General features: G+C 40.3%; 15 protein-coding genes and 1 tRNA gene. 10 read left to right on the top strand and 6 right to left on the bottom strand.

Features of this window, described 5'->3' with window-relative positions:
• Position 1: 1 nt before the first annotated feature.
• Both FRE64_RS07790 and FRE64_RS07785 read left to right on the top strand, forming a co-directional pair.
• Positions 2-1,063 (top strand): mannose-1-phosphate guanylyltransferase, encoded by a 1,062-nt coding sequence (locus FRE64_RS07790; protein WP_146295448.1) that lies wholly within the window; start codon positions 2-4, stop codon positions 1,061-1,063.
• A 44-nt stretch (positions 1,064-1,107) separates the two neighbouring features.
• Entirely contained in the window at positions 1,108-2,742 is a 1,635-nt protein-coding gene (locus FRE64_RS07785; RefSeq protein ID WP_146295447.1) for an ABC1 kinase family protein, read from the top strand.
• Between the two features lie 86 nt (positions 2,743-2,828).
• Here the strand turns inward: FRE64_RS07785 and FRE64_RS07780 are convergent, their stop codons facing one another.
• Together FRE64_RS07780 and sir are read right to left on the bottom strand one after the other, a co-directional pair.
• Positions 2,829-3,584, bottom strand: coding sequence for a tryptophan-rich sensory protein (locus FRE64_RS07780; RefSeq protein ID WP_146297307.1), 756 nt, complete (start codon positions 3,582-3,584; stop codon positions 2,829-2,831).
• 141 nt (positions 3,585-3,725) lie between these two features.
• Positions 3,726-5,627 (bottom strand): sulfite reductase, ferredoxin dependent, encoded by a 1,902-nt coding sequence (gene sir, locus FRE64_RS07775; protein WP_146295446.1) that lies wholly within the window; start codon positions 5,625-5,627, stop codon positions 3,726-3,728.
• A 179-nt stretch (positions 5,628-5,806) separates the two neighbouring features.
• Here sir and FRE64_RS07770 point away from each other — a divergent pair, with 179 nt between their 5' ends.
• From FRE64_RS07770 to FRE64_RS07755, 4 genes are all read left to right on the top strand, one after another.
• Positions 5,807-6,373, top strand: a complete 567-nt coding sequence (locus FRE64_RS07770; protein ID WP_146295445.1) for a manganese efflux pump MntP — start codon at positions 5,807-5,809, stop codon at positions 6,371-6,373.
• A 139-nt stretch (positions 6,374-6,512) separates the two neighbouring features.
• The gene (locus FRE64_RS07765; protein WP_146297306.1) at positions 6,513-7,076 is read left to right on the top strand and encodes a manganese efflux pump MntP; all 564 of its coding nucleotides are present in this window, start codon (positions 6,513-6,515) and stop codon (positions 7,074-7,076) included.
• A gap of 236 nt (positions 7,077-7,312) precedes the next feature.
• Positions 7,313-8,293, top strand: a complete 981-nt coding sequence (locus FRE64_RS07760) for a vitamin K epoxide reductase family protein (RefSeq protein ID WP_146295444.1) — start codon at positions 7,313-7,315, stop codon at positions 8,291-8,293.
• 26 nt (positions 8,294-8,319) lie between these two features.
• Positions 8,320-8,655 carry a hypothetical protein gene (locus FRE64_RS07755; protein WP_146295443.1) on the top strand — a complete coding sequence of 112 codons (336 nt, stop codon included), beginning with the start codon at positions 8,320-8,322 and terminating at the stop codon, positions 8,653-8,655.
• A gap of 13 nt (positions 8,656-8,668) precedes the next feature.
• Here the strand turns inward: FRE64_RS07755 and hslO are convergent, their stop codons facing one another.
• The 3 genes from hslO to FRE64_RS07740 all read right to left on the bottom strand — a co-directional run bounded on the left by hslO (position 8,669) and on the right by FRE64_RS07740 (position 13,282).
• The gene (gene hslO, locus FRE64_RS07750; RefSeq protein WP_146295442.1) at positions 8,669-9,565 is read right to left on the bottom strand and encodes an Hsp33 family molecular chaperone HslO; all 897 of its coding nucleotides are present in this window, start codon (positions 9,563-9,565) and stop codon (positions 8,669-8,671) included.
• Between the two features lie 45 nt (positions 9,566-9,610).
• The gene (gene recJ, locus FRE64_RS07745; protein WP_146295441.1) at positions 9,611-11,956 is read right to left on the bottom strand and encodes a single-stranded-DNA-specific exonuclease RecJ; all 2,346 of its coding nucleotides are present in this window, start codon (positions 11,954-11,956) and stop codon (positions 9,611-9,613) included.
• Positions 11,957-12,142: 186 nt separating this feature from the next.
• Positions 12,143-13,282, bottom strand: coding sequence for an esterase-like activity of phytase family protein (locus FRE64_RS07740; protein ID WP_146295440.1), 1,140 nt, complete (start codon positions 13,280-13,282; stop codon positions 12,143-12,145).
• A 166-nt stretch (positions 13,283-13,448) separates the two neighbouring features.
• On the opposite strand from FRE64_RS07740, the gene FRE64_RS07735 reads away from it, so the two are divergent.
• From FRE64_RS07735 to cysE, 4 genes are all read left to right on the top strand, one after another.
• A complete protein-coding gene (locus FRE64_RS07735; protein ID WP_146295439.1) occupies positions 13,449-13,658 on the top strand; it encodes a hypothetical protein in 210 nt (69 codons plus the stop codon).
• A gap of 33 nt (positions 13,659-13,691) precedes the next feature.
• Positions 13,692-14,015 (top strand): hypothetical protein, encoded by a 324-nt coding sequence (locus FRE64_RS07730; protein ID WP_146295438.1) that lies wholly within the window; start codon positions 13,692-13,694, stop codon positions 14,013-14,015.
• A 113-nt stretch (positions 14,016-14,128) separates the two neighbouring features.
• A tRNA-Ser gene (locus FRE64_RS07725) sits at positions 14,129-14,217 on the top strand.
• 266 nt (positions 14,218-14,483) lie between these two features.
• Positions 14,484-15,233 carry a serine O-acetyltransferase gene (gene cysE, locus FRE64_RS07720; protein ID WP_449265786.1) on the top strand — a complete coding sequence of 250 codons (750 nt, stop codon included), beginning with the start codon at positions 14,484-14,486 and terminating at the stop codon, positions 15,231-15,233.
• A gap of 44 nt (positions 15,234-15,277) precedes the next feature.
• Here cysE and FRE64_RS07715 read toward each other — a convergent pair whose 3' ends face one another.
• Positions 15,278-15,916 carry a lysophospholipid acyltransferase family protein gene (locus tag FRE64_RS07715; RefSeq protein ID WP_146295436.1) on the bottom strand — a complete coding sequence of 213 codons (639 nt, stop codon included), beginning with the start codon at positions 15,914-15,916 and terminating at the stop codon, positions 15,278-15,280.
• Positions 15,917-16,089: the final 173 nt, after the last annotated feature.

The following is a 16,089-nucleotide window of genomic DNA, read 5'->3' as shown; positions in this document are numbered from 1 at the left end:
AATGACTACTGCTATTATCCCAGTTATTCTTGCAGGGGGAAAAGGAGAACGCTTTTGGCCCCTGAGTCGCCGTCAACGTCCAAAACAATTCTTATCTCTTGATGGTAGCGGAAACACGCTTTTGCAAGCAACTGCACACCGATTATTAAACCTCGCCTCAGGCTGGAATAATATTTGGGTCATCACTTCAGAAATGTTGGCTTCAGGGGTACAAAATCAATTACCCCAACTTCCCCCAGAAAACTGCTTAGTTGAACCTGAAGGAAAAGATACTGCACCGGCGGTGGCTTGGGCAACTCTTGAAATTGCCAAGCGGTATGGAGAGAATGCAATCATTGCTTTTTTCCCGGCTGATCATTGGATTGGGGATACGGAAAAATTTGAACAGACGATCGCGGCAGGAGTCGAATTAGCCACACAAGAAGCTGCCATTGTCACCCTTGGCATTAAACCCAGTTATCCTGCAACAGGATATGGCTATATTGAACAGGGAAACACCACAGGAAATTATCAAGGGTTATCCACTTATCAGGTAACACGATTTACAGAAAAACCCGATCGCGCTACCGCAGAATCTTTTATTGATACCCAACGCTTTAGCTGGAATAGTGGGATGTTTATTTTTCGCGCTGAAGTTGTCTTGGCTGAATTAAAGCAACACGCCCCAGAAATTGTAACTCCTTTACAGGAAAAAGGAAAAGCCGCCTATAGCGATCTCCCCAAAAATAGCATTGATTATGCCTTAATGGAAAAAACCCAACTGGCTTATGTGATTCCTAGTGAGTTTGGTTGGGATGACTTGGGAGACTGGAAGGCACTAGAACGATTATTGAAAGGAGAAAAGGCGAATGTAGAGGTGGGAACTCATTTCGGCGTAGATAGCCAAGGTTGTATTATTTATAACGCTAATCCTGAAGAAACTGTAGTAACTTTAGGCTTAGAAGATGTGGTGATAGTGCGCGATCGCGGTGTTACCCTCGTTGTCAAAAAAGATCGCACTCAGGATATTAAACAGCTTCTAAAAGAACTACAAGCAGACAATCGTTTCCACAACCTGTTATAAGGGTGATGTAATATCCTTTAACATTCAAACAAGAGAGAGAAACTGTGGTCTTCCTTACTCAAAATACCAGTCGTCAACGAGAAATTTTAGAAGTTGTTTTCCGCAACGGTTGGGATTATATGCGCCGTCTTCTCACCGTTGGCAAAGCAGAATCTCCTGAGTTACCGACACCGACAGTTCTCCGTAATATCCTTGTAGATTTGGGGCCAGTTTATGTCAAATTTGGACAACTGTTAAGCACTCGCCCTGATATTATTCCAGCAGACTATGTGGAAGCCCTCACTGCATTACAAGCCAATGTTCCTAGTGTTGCTTGGAGTCGCATTGAAGGTGTCTTAAAAGACCAATTAAATGCCCCTGTGGAAGACATTTTTTCTGAATTTAATCGTGAACCTGTTGCAGCGGGTTCAATCGCGCAAACCCACCGCGCCACCCTCAAAAATGGACAAGAAGTGGCGGTTAAAGTTCAACGTCCGGGCATTGATCAAGTAGTGGAACAAGATATTGCCCTAATTAAAGGCGTTGCTGACTTAGTCTCTCGTACTGACTTTGGAGAAGACTATGATGTGGTTGCCCTTGCTGAAGAATTTACAAACGCCCTCCGCGCTGAACTCGATTTTACCCAAGAAGCTGGCTATACCGATCAACTCCGAAGCAATTTAACCAATAGTCGGTGGTTTGATACGAAACAAGTTGTGATTCCTAAAATTTATTGGGATGTCACCACAGAAAAATTAATGGTAATGGAATGGCTAGAAGGTTGTCCCATTTTAGAAGCTGACATTCCTGAATCTCAAGAAAAACGCCGCCAAGAAATTACAACCTTATTATTTCGTGTCTTTTTCCAACAAATTTATCTGGATGGTTTTTTCCACGCCGATCCCCATCCTGGGAATATTTTTTATCTGCAAGATGGACGCATTGCCCTAATTGATTGTGGCATGATTGGACGGCTTGATCCGCGCACGCAACAAATTTTAACGGAAATGTTACTGGCGGTGGTAGATATTGATGCCCAACGCTGCAGTGAATTAACTTTAGAACTTTCAGAAAGTGCCGTAGGCGTTAATTTAACTAATCTCGAAAATGATTATGATCGAATGTTGCGGAAGTATTATAATCTGAGTATTTCCCAAATCAATTTTAGTGAAGTTTTTTATGAAATTTTAGAAGTTTCTCGTAAAAACAATGTTAAGTTACCTAGCAACATGGGGCTTTATGCTAAAAGTTTAGCAAACTTAGAAGGTTTAGCCAGAGGGTTTAATCCTGAAGTGAATTTATTAGAAGAAGTTAAACCCTTAATGACGGATTTATTTCGGAATCAAATCTTTGGCAGTAACCCCATTCCAACACTATTAAGAACAACATTAGACCTAAAAAGTTTATCTTTACAGGGCCCACGACAATTAGAATTATTATTAGATCGTGTTACCTCTGAAACCATTAGTTGGAACTTAAATATTCGGGAATTAGATTCCCTGCGAAAAAGTTTAGATGATTCTGCTAACCGCCTTTCATTTAGTATTATTGTTGCTGCTTTAATTATTGGGGCTGCGACAATCTCAGCGAATGCTCAAACGCCGCAATTATCTTTAATTAGTAATGTTTTATTTGCGGCTGCTAGTTTTATTGGCTTTTGGTTAATTGTGAGTATTTGGCGATCTGGGCGTTTGAAGTAAATTAGTCATTAGTCATTAGTCATTGGTCATTGGGCTACAAAGAACAAAGGACGAAGGACAAACAACGAATAACAAACAACAACTGATTACTGGTAAATTTTACGACTAAGGATGGTAGTAACTGCCAAAATTAAGCTGAGAAGGAAGCCAGTGGCAGCAATAAGGGGGTTATCAAGGTGACGGATACTAATTGCGCTTAAAGCCCAAATAAACACGCCTATAAATGGAATATCACCCCTAGTCCAGGCAATCCAAAGCGCGATCGCGCCTCCAATGATCATCATAATCACTGTCCAAACTTCAGGAGAAATCCCCCATCCCGCCCATTCCCAATGGGTTAAAGAGACTCCCCCATTGACAATCGTTGCCACACTAATCCAAGCGAAGTATATAGTTAAGGGAAATTTAACAAACCAACGTTCTCGTTTCCCCAATTTCAGTCCATCTAATTTGGTATAAATCTGCATCAAGGGGAATAAAATCACCACCATAGCTAAAAATGACCAGCCAAAGAAGCCCAGTTGAAATAAAAACACCCAAGCAATTTGTGCCACACTCGCCACCACTAGCCAGTAACCGAGACGGCGGAATAAGGGTTGGGAACGTTGCGCTGGTAGTGCCTGATAAATGGCAAAACTAAATAAGCCCAGATAAATTAACCCCCAAATGGCAAAGGCGTAGTTAGCAGGGGTAATTAATACTTCTCCAAATACTTGGTTGGAGATTTCCCCTAGGGTTAACCCTCGCAGGGGTCGCACATTGGCAAGTATATTAACGCCAAAAGCGGCAAAAACAGCGATCGCGTTTAGAATTTGGCGAAGGAGGTCTCGTTGGGAGGACATGAGGCTAAATTGGTATAAGTGTTTCATAGCGGGAAGCAAGCCACATCAATCAATAATGTAGCTTGTCAACCCATTAATTTCAGCGATAATTACCTTCGGCTTGGGCTTCTTACGTTTGGATGAAACCTCCAAACTAAGCCCTCACTCGTCTAAATACTTTTCTAAGGCTTCTGAAACTAACTTGGTCATACTTGTCCCTCGTTTTTCCGCAGTAGCCTTCAAGCGTTCATGTAAATCTTCATAAATGCTAATGCGGTGACGGCGGTCTTTTCGACGCTTACTCTGTGGCTTATAACTGGCGCTATACTCTTGAATTGCCTCAAAACCAACCCGATTACAAAACTCACCAAAACTTTCTTGCTTCTTGCCCTTTTGTTTATAGAAAGCAAGGATTGGTTCAATATAGGATTCTAACTCCTCTGTAGGCATCCGATTTATATAAGGACGGGCTAATTCCGTCTGATTTGGCGTTCCACCAAGCCAAACTTGATAACTACTAGGGGTATCCCCCACAAAGCCTAATTCGGCCATATAAGGACGCGCACAGCCATTGGGGCAACCGGTCATACGGATAACAATCTCTTGGTTAGACATTCCCAGCTTTTTCAATAGTCCCCGAATACGCTCTAAAATTCCAGGTAAAGCCCGTTCTGACTCGGTAATAGCAAGTCCACAGGTAGGTAGTGCCGGGCAAGCCATAGAATAGCGTACAAGACGATCCAATTCTGTGGGATCAGTTACTACACCTTGATCATTTAAAATCCCTTCAATATCAGCTTTATTTTCAGGATTAATTTCATAAAGAATAATGTCATGGTTAGCCGTTAACCGCATCGGAAGCTGATATTTCTCCACAATTTTCCGCAGGGCGGTTTTGAGGCGGAAACTGCCTTCATCTTTAACCCGACCATTTTCTACCGATAAGCCAAAGAAAAGTTTTCCGTCTCCCTGTTCATGCCAGCCTAGGTAATCTTCATACTTAAAGTCTGGAAGCGGTTTTGATTCGGCAATGGATTTGCCAAAATACTCTTCTACTTTCTTACGGAACTTATCTACACCCCAATCATGGAGAAGATATTTCATGCGCGCAGTACGACGTTGCACGCGATCGCCGTAATCTCTTTGGGTAGCGACAATGGCTTTTAATAAGTCATATACATCGGCTTTATCCACATAGCCAAGGGGATCAGACATTCGGGCAAAGGTTTCTTCTTTATTGTGAGTTCGACCCATACCACCACCAGCAAGAACATTAAACCCTTGTAATTCTCCCTGTTGATCGGTAATGACAACTAAACTCACATCATGGGTATAAACATCAATGGAGTTATCCCCTGGCACTGTGACACAGCACTTAAATTTTCGGGGCATATAGTGCTTGCCATAAATTGGTTCTTCCCCGTCTTGGAAATTCGTCCCATTAGCATTGCGTTCCCGCGCCGCTTGGACTTCCGGGGCTTCCTCAGCACTGAGGAATTTTTCTCCATCTAGCCAAATTTCATAGTACGCTTCAGTTTGGGGGCGTAGCAGATCAGCAATATTATTTGCATATTGCCAAGCATATTGGTATTCTGGCTTGTTTTTAAATGGGGCTGGAGGAGACATGACGTTACGATTTAAATCCCCACACGCTCCTAAAGTTGACCCCATATTACGAATAATACGGCTAATCGTATCTTTTAGGTTTTTCTTGAGTATGCCGTGAAGTTGGAAACCTTGACGAGTCGTCACGCGGAGGGTTTGATTTCCATATTCTTTGGAAAGGTCATCAAGGGTGAGATACAGTTCTGGTGGAATAAAGCCTGCTGGACTCCGCGTCCGTAGCATGAACTGATAGTCTTTTTCTTGTCCTTTTTGTCGATTATCACGGTTATCTTGTTGGTAAGAGCCATGAAATTTCAAAATTTGCATGGCATCTTTACTAACGTAATTACTATCTTCTTTCAGCTCACTCGCCAAGGGTTCCCGTAAAAAGTTACTATTTTCTTTGATCCCTTCTAATTTAGATGGTTTAGCTTTTCTATCGGATTTCGATGCTACCATTACTGCTTAAATTATTTAATCGCTGCTTATTTGGATCACCGATAACTCACTGGGAATTATGGTGATTAATTCCATCATATCGTGAGTGGATCATTTTTCCAATCTCTGACAAGCGTAAACAAATAATAAGCTACGATTAGAACCAATTTGTGCGTGAGTTCTTTTGAGTAAACCGAAAAATGCAGATTATCACAATTGGCTTACTATCAGCAGGCTTAGCGGCTGATGCTTTTGCCGTTTCCTTAACCAGTGGGTTGTTAATTAAACGAATTAAACTTAATAAGGCTTTAAAGATTGCTTTATTTTTCGGAGTATTTCAAACTATCATGCCCATTTTAGGTTGGTTTACGGGGTTGGCCTTTCGAGAACTTATTGACGGTGTTAGTCACTGGCTAGTTTTTGTTTTACTGGTAGGACTGGGATTGAAGATGATTTATGAGGGATTTACTCAAGAAAAACAAGCTTCTTTTAATCCTCTTGAGAACTATACATTAATTGGACTTGCTGTTGCGACAAGTATTGATGGACTAGCAGCTGGAATTGGACTTTCTATTTTAGAAGTTCCTTTAATTGTGGTAGTGACTACTATTGGCTTTATTACTTTTTTATTTTCTATAATTGGGGTTTTTATGGGACATTATTTTGGTCATTTATTTGAAAATCAAGTTGAATATGTTGGGGGCGTAGTTTTAATTGGTGTAGGAACAAATATATTATTAGAAGGTTTAGGAATATTTAATTCTTAAAAATATGACATAAAAATGAAATAAATATGATTTAATTTAGACTATTTTTAATGCTTTATGATGACAAAATGAAAAATGTATTCATTAAAATTGAATTGGTTAATGGATAGTTTAATTCTTAAAAGTGGAACCAATTATTATGATCGCTTTAATGTCAGTTGCCTTGGCAGCTGATTCCTTTGCTATTTCGTTAAGCAGTGGTATGTTCATTAAGCATATCAAGTTCTATAAAGCTTTAAAAATTGCCTTATTTTTTGGTGTTTTTCACATTGTAATGCCCCTAATCGGTTGGATTACGGGATTAGGCATTCGAGAACTGGTTGAAGCCTATAGTCATTGGGTAGTTGCATTAATTTTAATAGGATTAGGAATTAAAATGATTTATGAGGCGTTAGTTCCTGATAGAGAAATTACGTTTAATCCTTTAGATAACCAAACTTTATTCGGACTCGCCATCGTAACCAGTATTGATGTATTAGCAGCAGGATTAGGACTATCGATTATTAGCTTGCCCTTACCAATGATTGTAACAAGTTTTGGTTTAGTTACGTTTGTTTTATCTTTTATGGGTGTTTTCCTCGGACATTATTTTGGGAACTTTCTTGAAGACAAAGCAGAAGTAACAGGTGGTTTTTTATTAATAGGAGCTGCAGTCTATATTTTACTGGAAGGAATAGGAGTAATTGTTCCAGTTGCACCATAGCTATTTTCATCATTTTTTGCGCGATCGCGATTAGTGGGTCATTAAGTTTGGCATTTTTCAGTTGACATCCCTTAAACGCTAAAGCAAAATTGGAAAAGAACTTACTAAGGCAATACTATTTAAGTAACTCTTCATTTGAGTGAAGTCGGACTCACGTTCATTAAAGAACAGTTCACGCTAGGATTGAATTGTCCTGATCTTTCAAAGCGTGATGTGTTAGGAGGAAAATTAACATTATGACAAGACGACGTTCGACTCCTTGGATTCAGCGATGGTCTCGCCCAATAATCGGCGCGATCGCTGTTTTAGGGGCAGTGCTAACTGCTTATCTCACTGTACAAAGTTTCACCGGTCAGCCTGTAGGTTGCGCCCCTGGTGCAGAACCAGCTAGTGGTGCTTGTAGTAATGTTCTCACCAGTGAGTATGCCACTGTTTTTGGCTTACCATTAAGTTTATTTGGCTTCTTGGCTTACAGTGCGATGACCGTCTTTGCCCTAACTCCTTTAGTCATTAACCGTGATACCAACAAAAAACTGCGTAATCAAATTGAAGAATGGAGTTGGCTATTTTTGCTCATTGGCAGCACTGCCATGACCGTTTTTAGTGGCTATTTAATGTATATTCTAGCCACTGAACTACAACAATCGTGCCCCTATTGTATTGGATCAGCTATATTTTCAATTAGTTTATTATCCTTAACCTTATTAGGAAAAGAGTGGGATGATCTAGGACAAGTTTTATTCATTGGTGCTATTGTTATTCTCGTAACATTTGTTGGAACGTTAGGCGTTTATGCTGACGTAAATACTGGCGGGGCTTCTGCTGAAGAGTCTAATGTCATCCCTGTAGCAGATAGTTCACCACAACCTCCAGACGGATGGGAAACCACTACTACCTCAGGAGATGCTGAAATTGCCCTAGCCGAGCATTTAACTGAAATTGGTGCAAAAAATTACGGGGCTTTCTGGTGTCCTCACTGTTACGAACAAAAACAATTGTTCGGAGAAACAGCCTTTGATAAAATTAATTATATTGAATGTGATCCACGTGGCAGAGATCCTCAACCTGAAACCTGCCAAGAAGCAGGGGTTGAATCGTATCCCAGTTGGGAAATTAATGGAGAAATGTATCGTGGAACCCAAACTCTAGAAGAATTAGCTGAACTTTCTGATTACGAAGGGTCAACTGATTTTAAGTATGAACTACCTTCTCGTTAAAGGGAATTATAAGTATAGTAATTCTAATGCTAGTGCCAGCAGAAAAAACCGTTAAACTACAACTCGAAAAACGCTTAGAAGAAGAGCGAATCAAAGAAGAGAAAATGCACGAAGTTCTGCTGTTGCTAGACAATTTAGTGGAACGAGAAGAGGCAACTGTTAAAGACGTATTAAACCGCTTATACGACGTAGGCTCAATTAATATTATTAATAAGAAAGTAAGATTTCGTCCTATGAATCGCCTCTTAAAAATGATTGCTCGCCTATCTAAGCCAGCATTTCGTGCTGTAGCTTGGCGGTGGTTTAAACGCAATGGTCCACAACTAATTACTAGGTGGTTGCGGACCAAAGTTTCTTTTTAAGGGGGAAAACAGCCTAACTTTCTACTTTCATCTCTTCTACAAGTTCTTGCAATTCTTCTCGACTTGCCTGATAAACTTGACCGCAGAAGTGACAAGTTGCTTCTGCCCCTTCATCTTTTTCAATCATATCTTCTAACTCATCAACACCAAGAAGTTTCAAAGCTCGCATCATCCGTTCAAAGGTGCAACCACAATGAAAACGTAGCATTTGCACCTCGGGGAAAATATGCAAGTCCATATCCCCCAATAACTCTTCAAAAATGGTTGAAAGACTTTTTCCCTGTCGCATCAAAGGGGTAAATCCTGATAAATGACCTACCCTTGACTCTAAAATATTGACTAAGTCTTCATCATGAGAGACTTGGGGTAAAACCTGTAATAAAATTCCTCCGGCGGCAGTTACGCCTTCTGCGCCCACAAATACACCTACTAATAAAGCTGAGGGAGTTTGTTCGGAAGTTACGAGATAATTTGCTACATCGTCTCCAATTTCTCCAGAGACTAATTCTACGGTACTTGAGTAGGGATAACCATAGCCCACATCTCGCACTACATAAAGATAGCCATCACGCCCAACAGCGCCACCCACATCCAGTTTTCCTTTGTCATTAGGGGGTAACTCCACTGATGGGTTTTGCACATAGCCACGTACTGTTCCATCAGTACCAGCATCCACTAAAAGCCCGCCTAAAGGGCCATTACTTTTAATGCGAAGATTGACCCGAGATTGTTCTTGCTTCATATTAGACGCTAATAATAGCCCTGAAGACATACTTCTTCCTAAAGCAGCGGTTGCCACATAGGAGAGATTATGTTTTTGTCGCGCTTCTTCGGTTAAGCGTGTGGAAATAACACCTACAGCTCGAATACCTCCCCCAGCTGCAGTTGCCCGAATTAACTGATCTGCCATTATCTTGTTAATGCCCTTACATTTCTTTACATGGACGACTATTTTCTATGGTAATGGCATGGAGTATAGATGATTGCTTTCACTTTTGATCGTTTCTAAAGGAACTTCTAAGAAGTACTGACAACGGAATTGTTCCTCTTGTATTGCTTCTAAAAAGTTTTGCACGTCATCGTTATCCAGACAATCAGAGTTTAATTCCCCGGAAACCTTAATAGAGTCTTCTCCGTCAATCACGAAACCAACACTACGGAGGGCTTTTAATCCCCATTGCAATACTTTTTCACTGCACTGTAGTTTTTCTTTTAGGGCTTGTCGAGTAACGCTTTTTTCAGTTCGTTGTAGATAAAGAGCAATTCCCAGTAAAGTTTTCCAACTTTCCGTGGGAGATGATCTCAAGGGTGAAGAATAGGCTAACGCAACGGCGGATTGATTTTTAACTCCTGATCTAATTCCTTGGCTTAATTCTCTCCAACTCCGTGGACAATTTTCTAATTTGATAATCGGTTGATGTGTGTCTAAATGTTTGTGATCTATATTTTCTTGACGCTGATCTAACAGTAAAACGCTTTTTGAATGCAAAGACTCCTGATGATCAGGCTGCCCATTAGCTGGCTTTACGTCTATTAACCGCACATGATAATAATCTATTTTATTATTAAAATTGAATGTATTACTATTAAAATCTAATTCTACAACTGCATCACAATATTGGTTTTCGGGTAAATCTTCTTGACGATGCCCCCACCAAATACCAGAAAATCCTTTAGGGTTGGTTTCATCACAAATTTTGAAGGCAGTGCGAATATAATTAACTGTTTTACCGCGATTATCTTGTATGTTTTTATTCTTAATTTCGCTAAACCAGCAATTTTTAAGTAGTAAATGGGGAGTGGGATTTCCCATGCCATAGGGTTCAAGTAATTTAATGGCTTGAAATAACGTTTCTCCTAATTCTTCAACAGTTACAGTTAAATCAATATTGACCGTGGGTTCTAATTCTAAATTGCCATATTTTTGTCGGAATTGTTGATTAATTGCTTCTCGGAATAACGGGAGATTTTCAGCTTTTATACTAAGTCCAGCGGCAAAAGGATGACCGCCAAAACGTTCTAGTAAATGAAGTTGAGAATGAAGTAAATCATAGAGATCAATTTCTTGCAGCGATCGCGCTGATCCCCGAGCCAATGTTACCCCATCTTCGCCCTGATAAAGATTTAAAAGAATTGTAGGACGAGCATAGGCTTGAGCAATTTGTCCAGCCACTAATCCTAACACCCCTGGATGCCATTCTGGATCAGCTAAAACAATTACACCAGTGGTAGATAAATCAATTTTTTCAATTTGTTTTTTAACCGCATTTTCCGTTTCTTTTTGTAATTGTTTCCGACGACTGTTTGCGATATCCGTTTCTTGGGCTAATCGTTGACAAGTTTTTTCCTCTCGACTGGTTAATAACTCTACGGCAAAACTGGCATCCCCTTGAATCCGACTAATGGCATTAATGCGAGGGCCCAAACCAAAAGAAATATCCATAGGGCGATCGCCGACTTTTTTACATAATTTTAATAACTCAGCAACCCCTGGTCTAGTAGGATTCTCTCTTTGTTTTGCCAGTTTTTTAATACCTTTTTGAGCTAAATAGCGACAATCTCCCTGCAACTTTACTAAATCAGCGACTAAACCAATGGCAACTAAATCTAATAATTCTTCGGCTGACTGTTTAGGGATTTCAGGAAAAGAACTATAAAGCGATTCCACTAACTTATAAGCCACAGCAACCCCAGAAAGATGATAGAGAGGATGGGTTTCATTAAGGTATTTAGGGTTAAGAATTGCCACCACTTCTGGGTCCTCTGCTGGTAACGTATGATGATCAGTTACAATAACATCAATTCCCCAAGTTTTGGCTTGTCTAATTTCTTCTAAATTTGTACTACCCGTATCACAAGTAATAACTAATGTTACCCCTGCTTGAGCCAAGGTTTCTAAACCCTGCTGATTTAAGCCATGAGATTCAGTAAGACGATTAGGAATATAATAAGAAAGCTGTCCCGACATAGGAAAAAAGGGAGTTAACCCTTCCCAAAGCACACTGGTTGCCGTAATCCCATCCGCATCAAAATCACCCCAAATTGTTACTTTTTCTTGATTTTGCCATGCTTTTTCTAAACGCGCGATCGCTGCTTTCATTTGTTGCCCAAATCCATCAAATCCAGAGGTAGGAACATATTGACTTGAATCAATAAATGGCTCTAAAGATCCTAAATCGCAGATTCCCCGTTGCCATAACAATTGAGCAATATAGTGGCTGTAGTCAGGATGATAATTTGCGATCGCTTTTGTAAACCATTGGGGAGGCATTTCTTGGGGAGCAATTTTCCAATTAGACATAATATTTGCGGCGCTTCAATAGCAATCCTAAATCAGTTGTAAATTTTTAGTTGAGATCCCCCCTTTAATTCCCCCCTTAGTAAGGGGGGTGGGGGGGAAGCCTTCGGCACGGCTTTCAGCCTACGTAATGTTGAGCTAGTTTTTACAAATGACATCATATTGCTATAGTACACTAATGACTAATGACTAACTATTCAAGCGAAATAATAAAAGCTGAGTTGGTTCACTTTCTCGAAAATTATCATCACTAATGACCAATAAACTCTGACTACCATCGGCTAAACGGGGGCCAAGCGCTAATCCTTCTAAATTATAGATATCGAAATCAAGTTCTGAAAAATCTAAAAGTTCTTTTTTCCGTAAGGGTTGCAAATCTCCTAACTCAGTATTAAAATTCTCCACTCCTGAAGTATCCGTAGCATTTCCCACCGCAACTAAAAATAATTTTGCCCCATATCCTTCTAAGCCGTAAGTTCTTTCTAAACTAAGAAAATAGCCTTCTGGTTGAATTGCTAAGAGTTCCGTCAGTCCATTTAAGACTGTGCCTAAAGGTGATTCATCTAAGAGATAAAGATGTTCTGCAATAGGAAGCGCTGGGCCAATGGAATTCACTACATAATGTAGAAAACGGATGCGAGTTAACTCATCTGAGTCTTTAGGAAGTTGATCTTGAGCTAGGGAAGATTCAGTAGCTGTAAAGACACGAAAAGAATCACTATTTGGGCTATAAACACCACTAGGATTAATCGTTAAAGACTCAAATCCGAGATTATTTCTTACCCCTCTTGGTTCATCTTCTGAGCTTTCTGGTAATAAAAATCGTTTCGGTAAACGAAGATTTTGCTGTGGTTTTCCCGTTGCAATATCAAATCGCCGAATAAAAGGATTAATCCCTTGATTAGTATTCCCTTCACTAGAAATAAATACCGTATCCCCGGGCGCAAAAGCAATCCCTTCTGCATCAATAGTTCCCCGATCAAAAAATTCTTCCTCTTCTGTTTTGAGAAAGGTCACATCTTTAATTGTAGCTTCTTCAATTTCGGTGTTATTAAAATTAATATCAAGGGTATAAAATCTTGCAGGGGCGTACCGACTGCGATCATCAGATACCGTATAGAATATCCCTTCACTTGGATTATAGGTAATTCCTGATAAGCCCCCAACAGGCGTGTCTTTAAATGTTTGCTTCGGAATTTCGTAACCATCTAAAAATTCCACAGAAACATCAGGAAATACTCGTTCTTGGGCTTGAGCTTGACTTTGAGATGGGGAACTACAAGCAGTTAAGGTAATGAGAAGCAGACAAGAAATTAATAATCGAAACATAAAGTATTTTCAAAATTAGCACCGTAATCGGACAGAAATTATCAACTTAAAACCATTTAGATAAAGTTTACCTTATTCTCACAGCGAGTTCAGCGTTCTCTCAGTTAAGCAAGCGATTGTTAATAGTGAAGCGATAGGTAAAGTTCACTTGTATTAAGGAATCATTATGACTAGCCCAAAAACGTCTAACCTCAAAAAATCAATTATTGCTGCTGTTACCACTGCTACTCTAAGCGGATTAGCTCTCGGCTTAGTTCCAGAAGCGCGTAGCCAGTCTTCCTCGCCTCTCGAAAGTGAAGAGAGCCTATTAGCACTCGGTTCTTCCGTTCAATTAATGCCAACCACTGACGATGGAACACCTGATGGCTATTCTTAACAAGAATGGACTAGTGGCACTACAGAAGCAAAAGTGGTTGATGTAAGTCCTGATGCTTATACAGTAGAATTAGAAGCCAGTGGCTTAGTTCCAGATGGACTCTACACTTTCTGGTATGTTAACGAACAATTAGTGGGAATGGATATGGGGCCAGCAGGGGGCGTTCCTGAAAACGAATTCCGTGCTGATAGTGAAGGAAATGCTACTGCAACTATTACGGTTTCCGCAGATAATGGTTATGACATGATGGGAGTTGCCTATCATGCTGATGATGAAACCCATGGGGAAATGCCCGGTGAATTTGGAACCCAAACCTTTACTCACTTTATGGGTGAATTTGTGCAACCTAGTAATTAAACCTCGGTTTTCAAGCAAGCTGGATTAATTGATCCAGCTTTTTTATTTTTAAAAGTTACTTCCTTTGACATTAACCTAAAAATCAGCTAAGATTGAAAATCGTTAAATACCTTGGAGAGGTGGCTGAGTGGTTGAAAGCGGCGCCCTGCTAAGGCGTTAGAGGGTTTACGCCCTCTCGAGGGTTCGAATCCCTCCCTCTCCGTTTTAAAAACTTAAGAATTTCAATCTCCAAAAAACCAAATTAGAACAATTGCTCCTAGAGCAAGGGGAATGTACCCAAAAAGCCACTGTAGAAGTTGTAAAAGGTTTAATGGGAAATAAACCATGATATCTGTCAGACAAGAGCCTACGGTGATTAATGTAATAAAAACTACTAACACTTGAATAATCATGATCCTCAAACAAAAGAGAGATTTTCACAAAAGGTCATACACGATACAATAATTTGTAGCCTACTAGAGTGACATTTTGGGAAGAGCTGTGTTTTCTACTCTCACCGCAGACTTTCGGATTATTTTTGAACGAGACCCCGCGGCTCGTAATTGGCTGGAAGTAATTTCTTGTTACCCCGGCTTGCAAGCTATTTTATTTCATCGTTTAGCTCATTGGTTGTATTGTATCGGTTTACCCCTGATTCCCCGAATTATTTCTAACTTTTCTCGTTTTATTACTGGGATTGAAATTCACCCTGGCGCACAAATGGGGAAAGGCGTTTTTATAGATCATGGAATGGGAGTGGTGATTGGGGAAACAGCGATTATTGGAAATTATGCCTTAATTTACCAAGGTGTTACTCTTGGTGGAACAGGTAAAGAAAGTGGAAAACGTCACCCTACTCTCGGTGAAAATGTTGTTGTGGGTGCAGGAGCTAAAGTTCTTGGAAATCTCCAAATTGGTAATAATGTCCGCATTGGCGCGGGATCAGTTGTATTGCGAGATGTTCCTTCAAATTGCACGGTTGTAGGAGTTCCGGGACGCATTGTTTATCGTTCTGGCGTGCGGGTTAACCCCCTCGAACATGGTAGTCTTCCTGACTCAGAAGCTAATGTGATTAGGGCTTTAGTGGATCGTATTGAAAGTTTAGAACAAGAAGTGCAAAACTTACAGCAACAACAAAATTGGACTGCCTCTGTGGTATCTGCTTCTGATGAAAAGTCCCCTCAGTGTCAGATCAAAGATCGCGATCTTGAGGAATTTTTATATGGCAGTGGGATTTGAGTTCAAAGCATTTTTTGAAGTTTGAGTACAATTAGTTATCCCTACTATCTTCCTTGAGCATGCATCGTATTAATAACGTCAGCACATTTTTGGGTAACACTTTCTAGGGCTTCCCGTTTATTAGAGACTGGTGGAGAAATCGGTTCACCAATGCGAGCCGTAATTGCTGGAAAACGGACTCCTTTTTGGGGAATTTTCTCCGTTCCCCACAAACTAACAGGTAAAATGGGGACTTTAGCTTTAGTTGCAATCATCGCCGCTCCTAACTTGGGGTCTGTTATCCGTCCATCAGGAGTGCGGCTTCCCTGAAGGAAGATTCCTGCAGCCCACCCTTGTTCTAAAGTTTTGAGGGCTGCTCGAATGGCGTTGCGATCTGCAGCAGAACGCTTCACAGGATAAGCCCCATAGAGGGAGATACCTTGTTTGAGTATAGGAATATTAAAAAGTTCTTCCTTTGCCATATACGCAACAGGACGACCGACACAACAAGATAACAAAGGCGGATCACATAAACTGGCATGATTACTAACTACCACTAATCCCCCTGTTTTGGGGACATTTTCTCGTCCATAGAGTTTCCCTCGATAATAAAGATTAAAGGCTGGACTTACTACTGACCATTTGAATAAATAATAAAGAATTAAATTCGCTAGGGGTTCTCTGTTTTGTTGTAATTTCGTCATTTTATAATAATGCTAGTCACAAGTATCTATAATTGAGCCCTAAATGGTAACAATATTTTTAACTTTTGATTTACCGTATTATTTATTATGACAGTTGACGACGCGATCGCGAGGTGATGCTTATCCCTAATTGTCATCTCTCTTTTATTCCTGAGTTTCCAAGAGTTCCGTTA

The sequence above is a fragment of the Euhalothece natronophila Z-M001 genome (genome assembly GCF_007904085.1).
GTDB lineage: Bacteria > Cyanobacteriota > Cyanobacteriia > Cyanobacteriales > Rubidibacteraceae > Halothece > Halothece natronophila.
Note: the sequence above shows the minus strand (reverse complement) of the source record. Positions and strands in the feature narration are given on the sequence as shown.

Excerpts from the sequence above, each read along its gene's own strand:
- sir (WP_146295446.1), bottom strand. The coding sequence starts at position 5,627 with ATGGTAGCATCGAAATCCGATAGAAAAGCTAAACCATCTAAATTAGAA.
- FRE64_RS07765 (WP_146297306.1), top strand. The coding sequence starts at position 6,513 with ATGATCGCTTTAATGTCAGTTGCCTTGGCAGCTGATTCCTTTGCTATT.
- FRE64_RS07735 (WP_146295439.1), top strand. The coding sequence starts at position 13,449 with ATGACTAGCCCAAAAACGTCTAACCTCAAAAAATCAATTATTGCTGCT.
- FRE64_RS07740 (WP_146295440.1), bottom strand. The coding sequence starts at position 13,282 with ATGTTTCGATTATTAATTTCTTGTCTGCTTCTCATTACCTTAACTGCT.
- FRE64_RS07770 (WP_146295445.1), top strand. The coding sequence starts at position 5,807 with ATGCAGATTATCACAATTGGCTTACTATCAGCAGGCTTAGCGGCTGAT.
- hslO (WP_146295442.1), bottom strand. The coding sequence starts at position 9,565 with ATGGCAGATCAGTTAATTCGGGCAACTGCAGCTGGGGGAGGTATTCGA.
- FRE64_RS07715 (WP_146295436.1), bottom strand. The coding sequence starts at position 15,916 with ATGACGAAATTACAACAAAACAGAGAACCCCTAGCGAATTTAATTCTT.
- recJ (WP_146295441.1), bottom strand. The coding sequence starts at position 11,956 with ATGTCTAATTGGAAAATTGCTCCCCAAGAAATGCCTCCCCAATGGTTT.
- FRE64_RS07790 (WP_146295448.1), top strand. The coding sequence starts at position 2 with ATGACTACTGCTATTATCCCAGTTATTCTTGCAGGGGGAAAAGGAGAA.
- FRE64_RS07755 (WP_146295443.1), top strand. The coding sequence starts at position 8,320 with ATGCTAGTGCCAGCAGAAAAAACCGTTAAACTACAACTCGAAAAACGC.
- FRE64_RS07760 (WP_146295444.1), top strand. The coding sequence starts at position 7,313 with ATGACAAGACGACGTTCGACTCCTTGGATTCAGCGATGGTCTCGCCCA.
- FRE64_RS07780 (WP_146297307.1), bottom strand. The coding sequence starts at position 3,584 with ATGTCCTCCCAACGAGACCTCCTTCGCCAAATTCTAAACGCGATCGCT.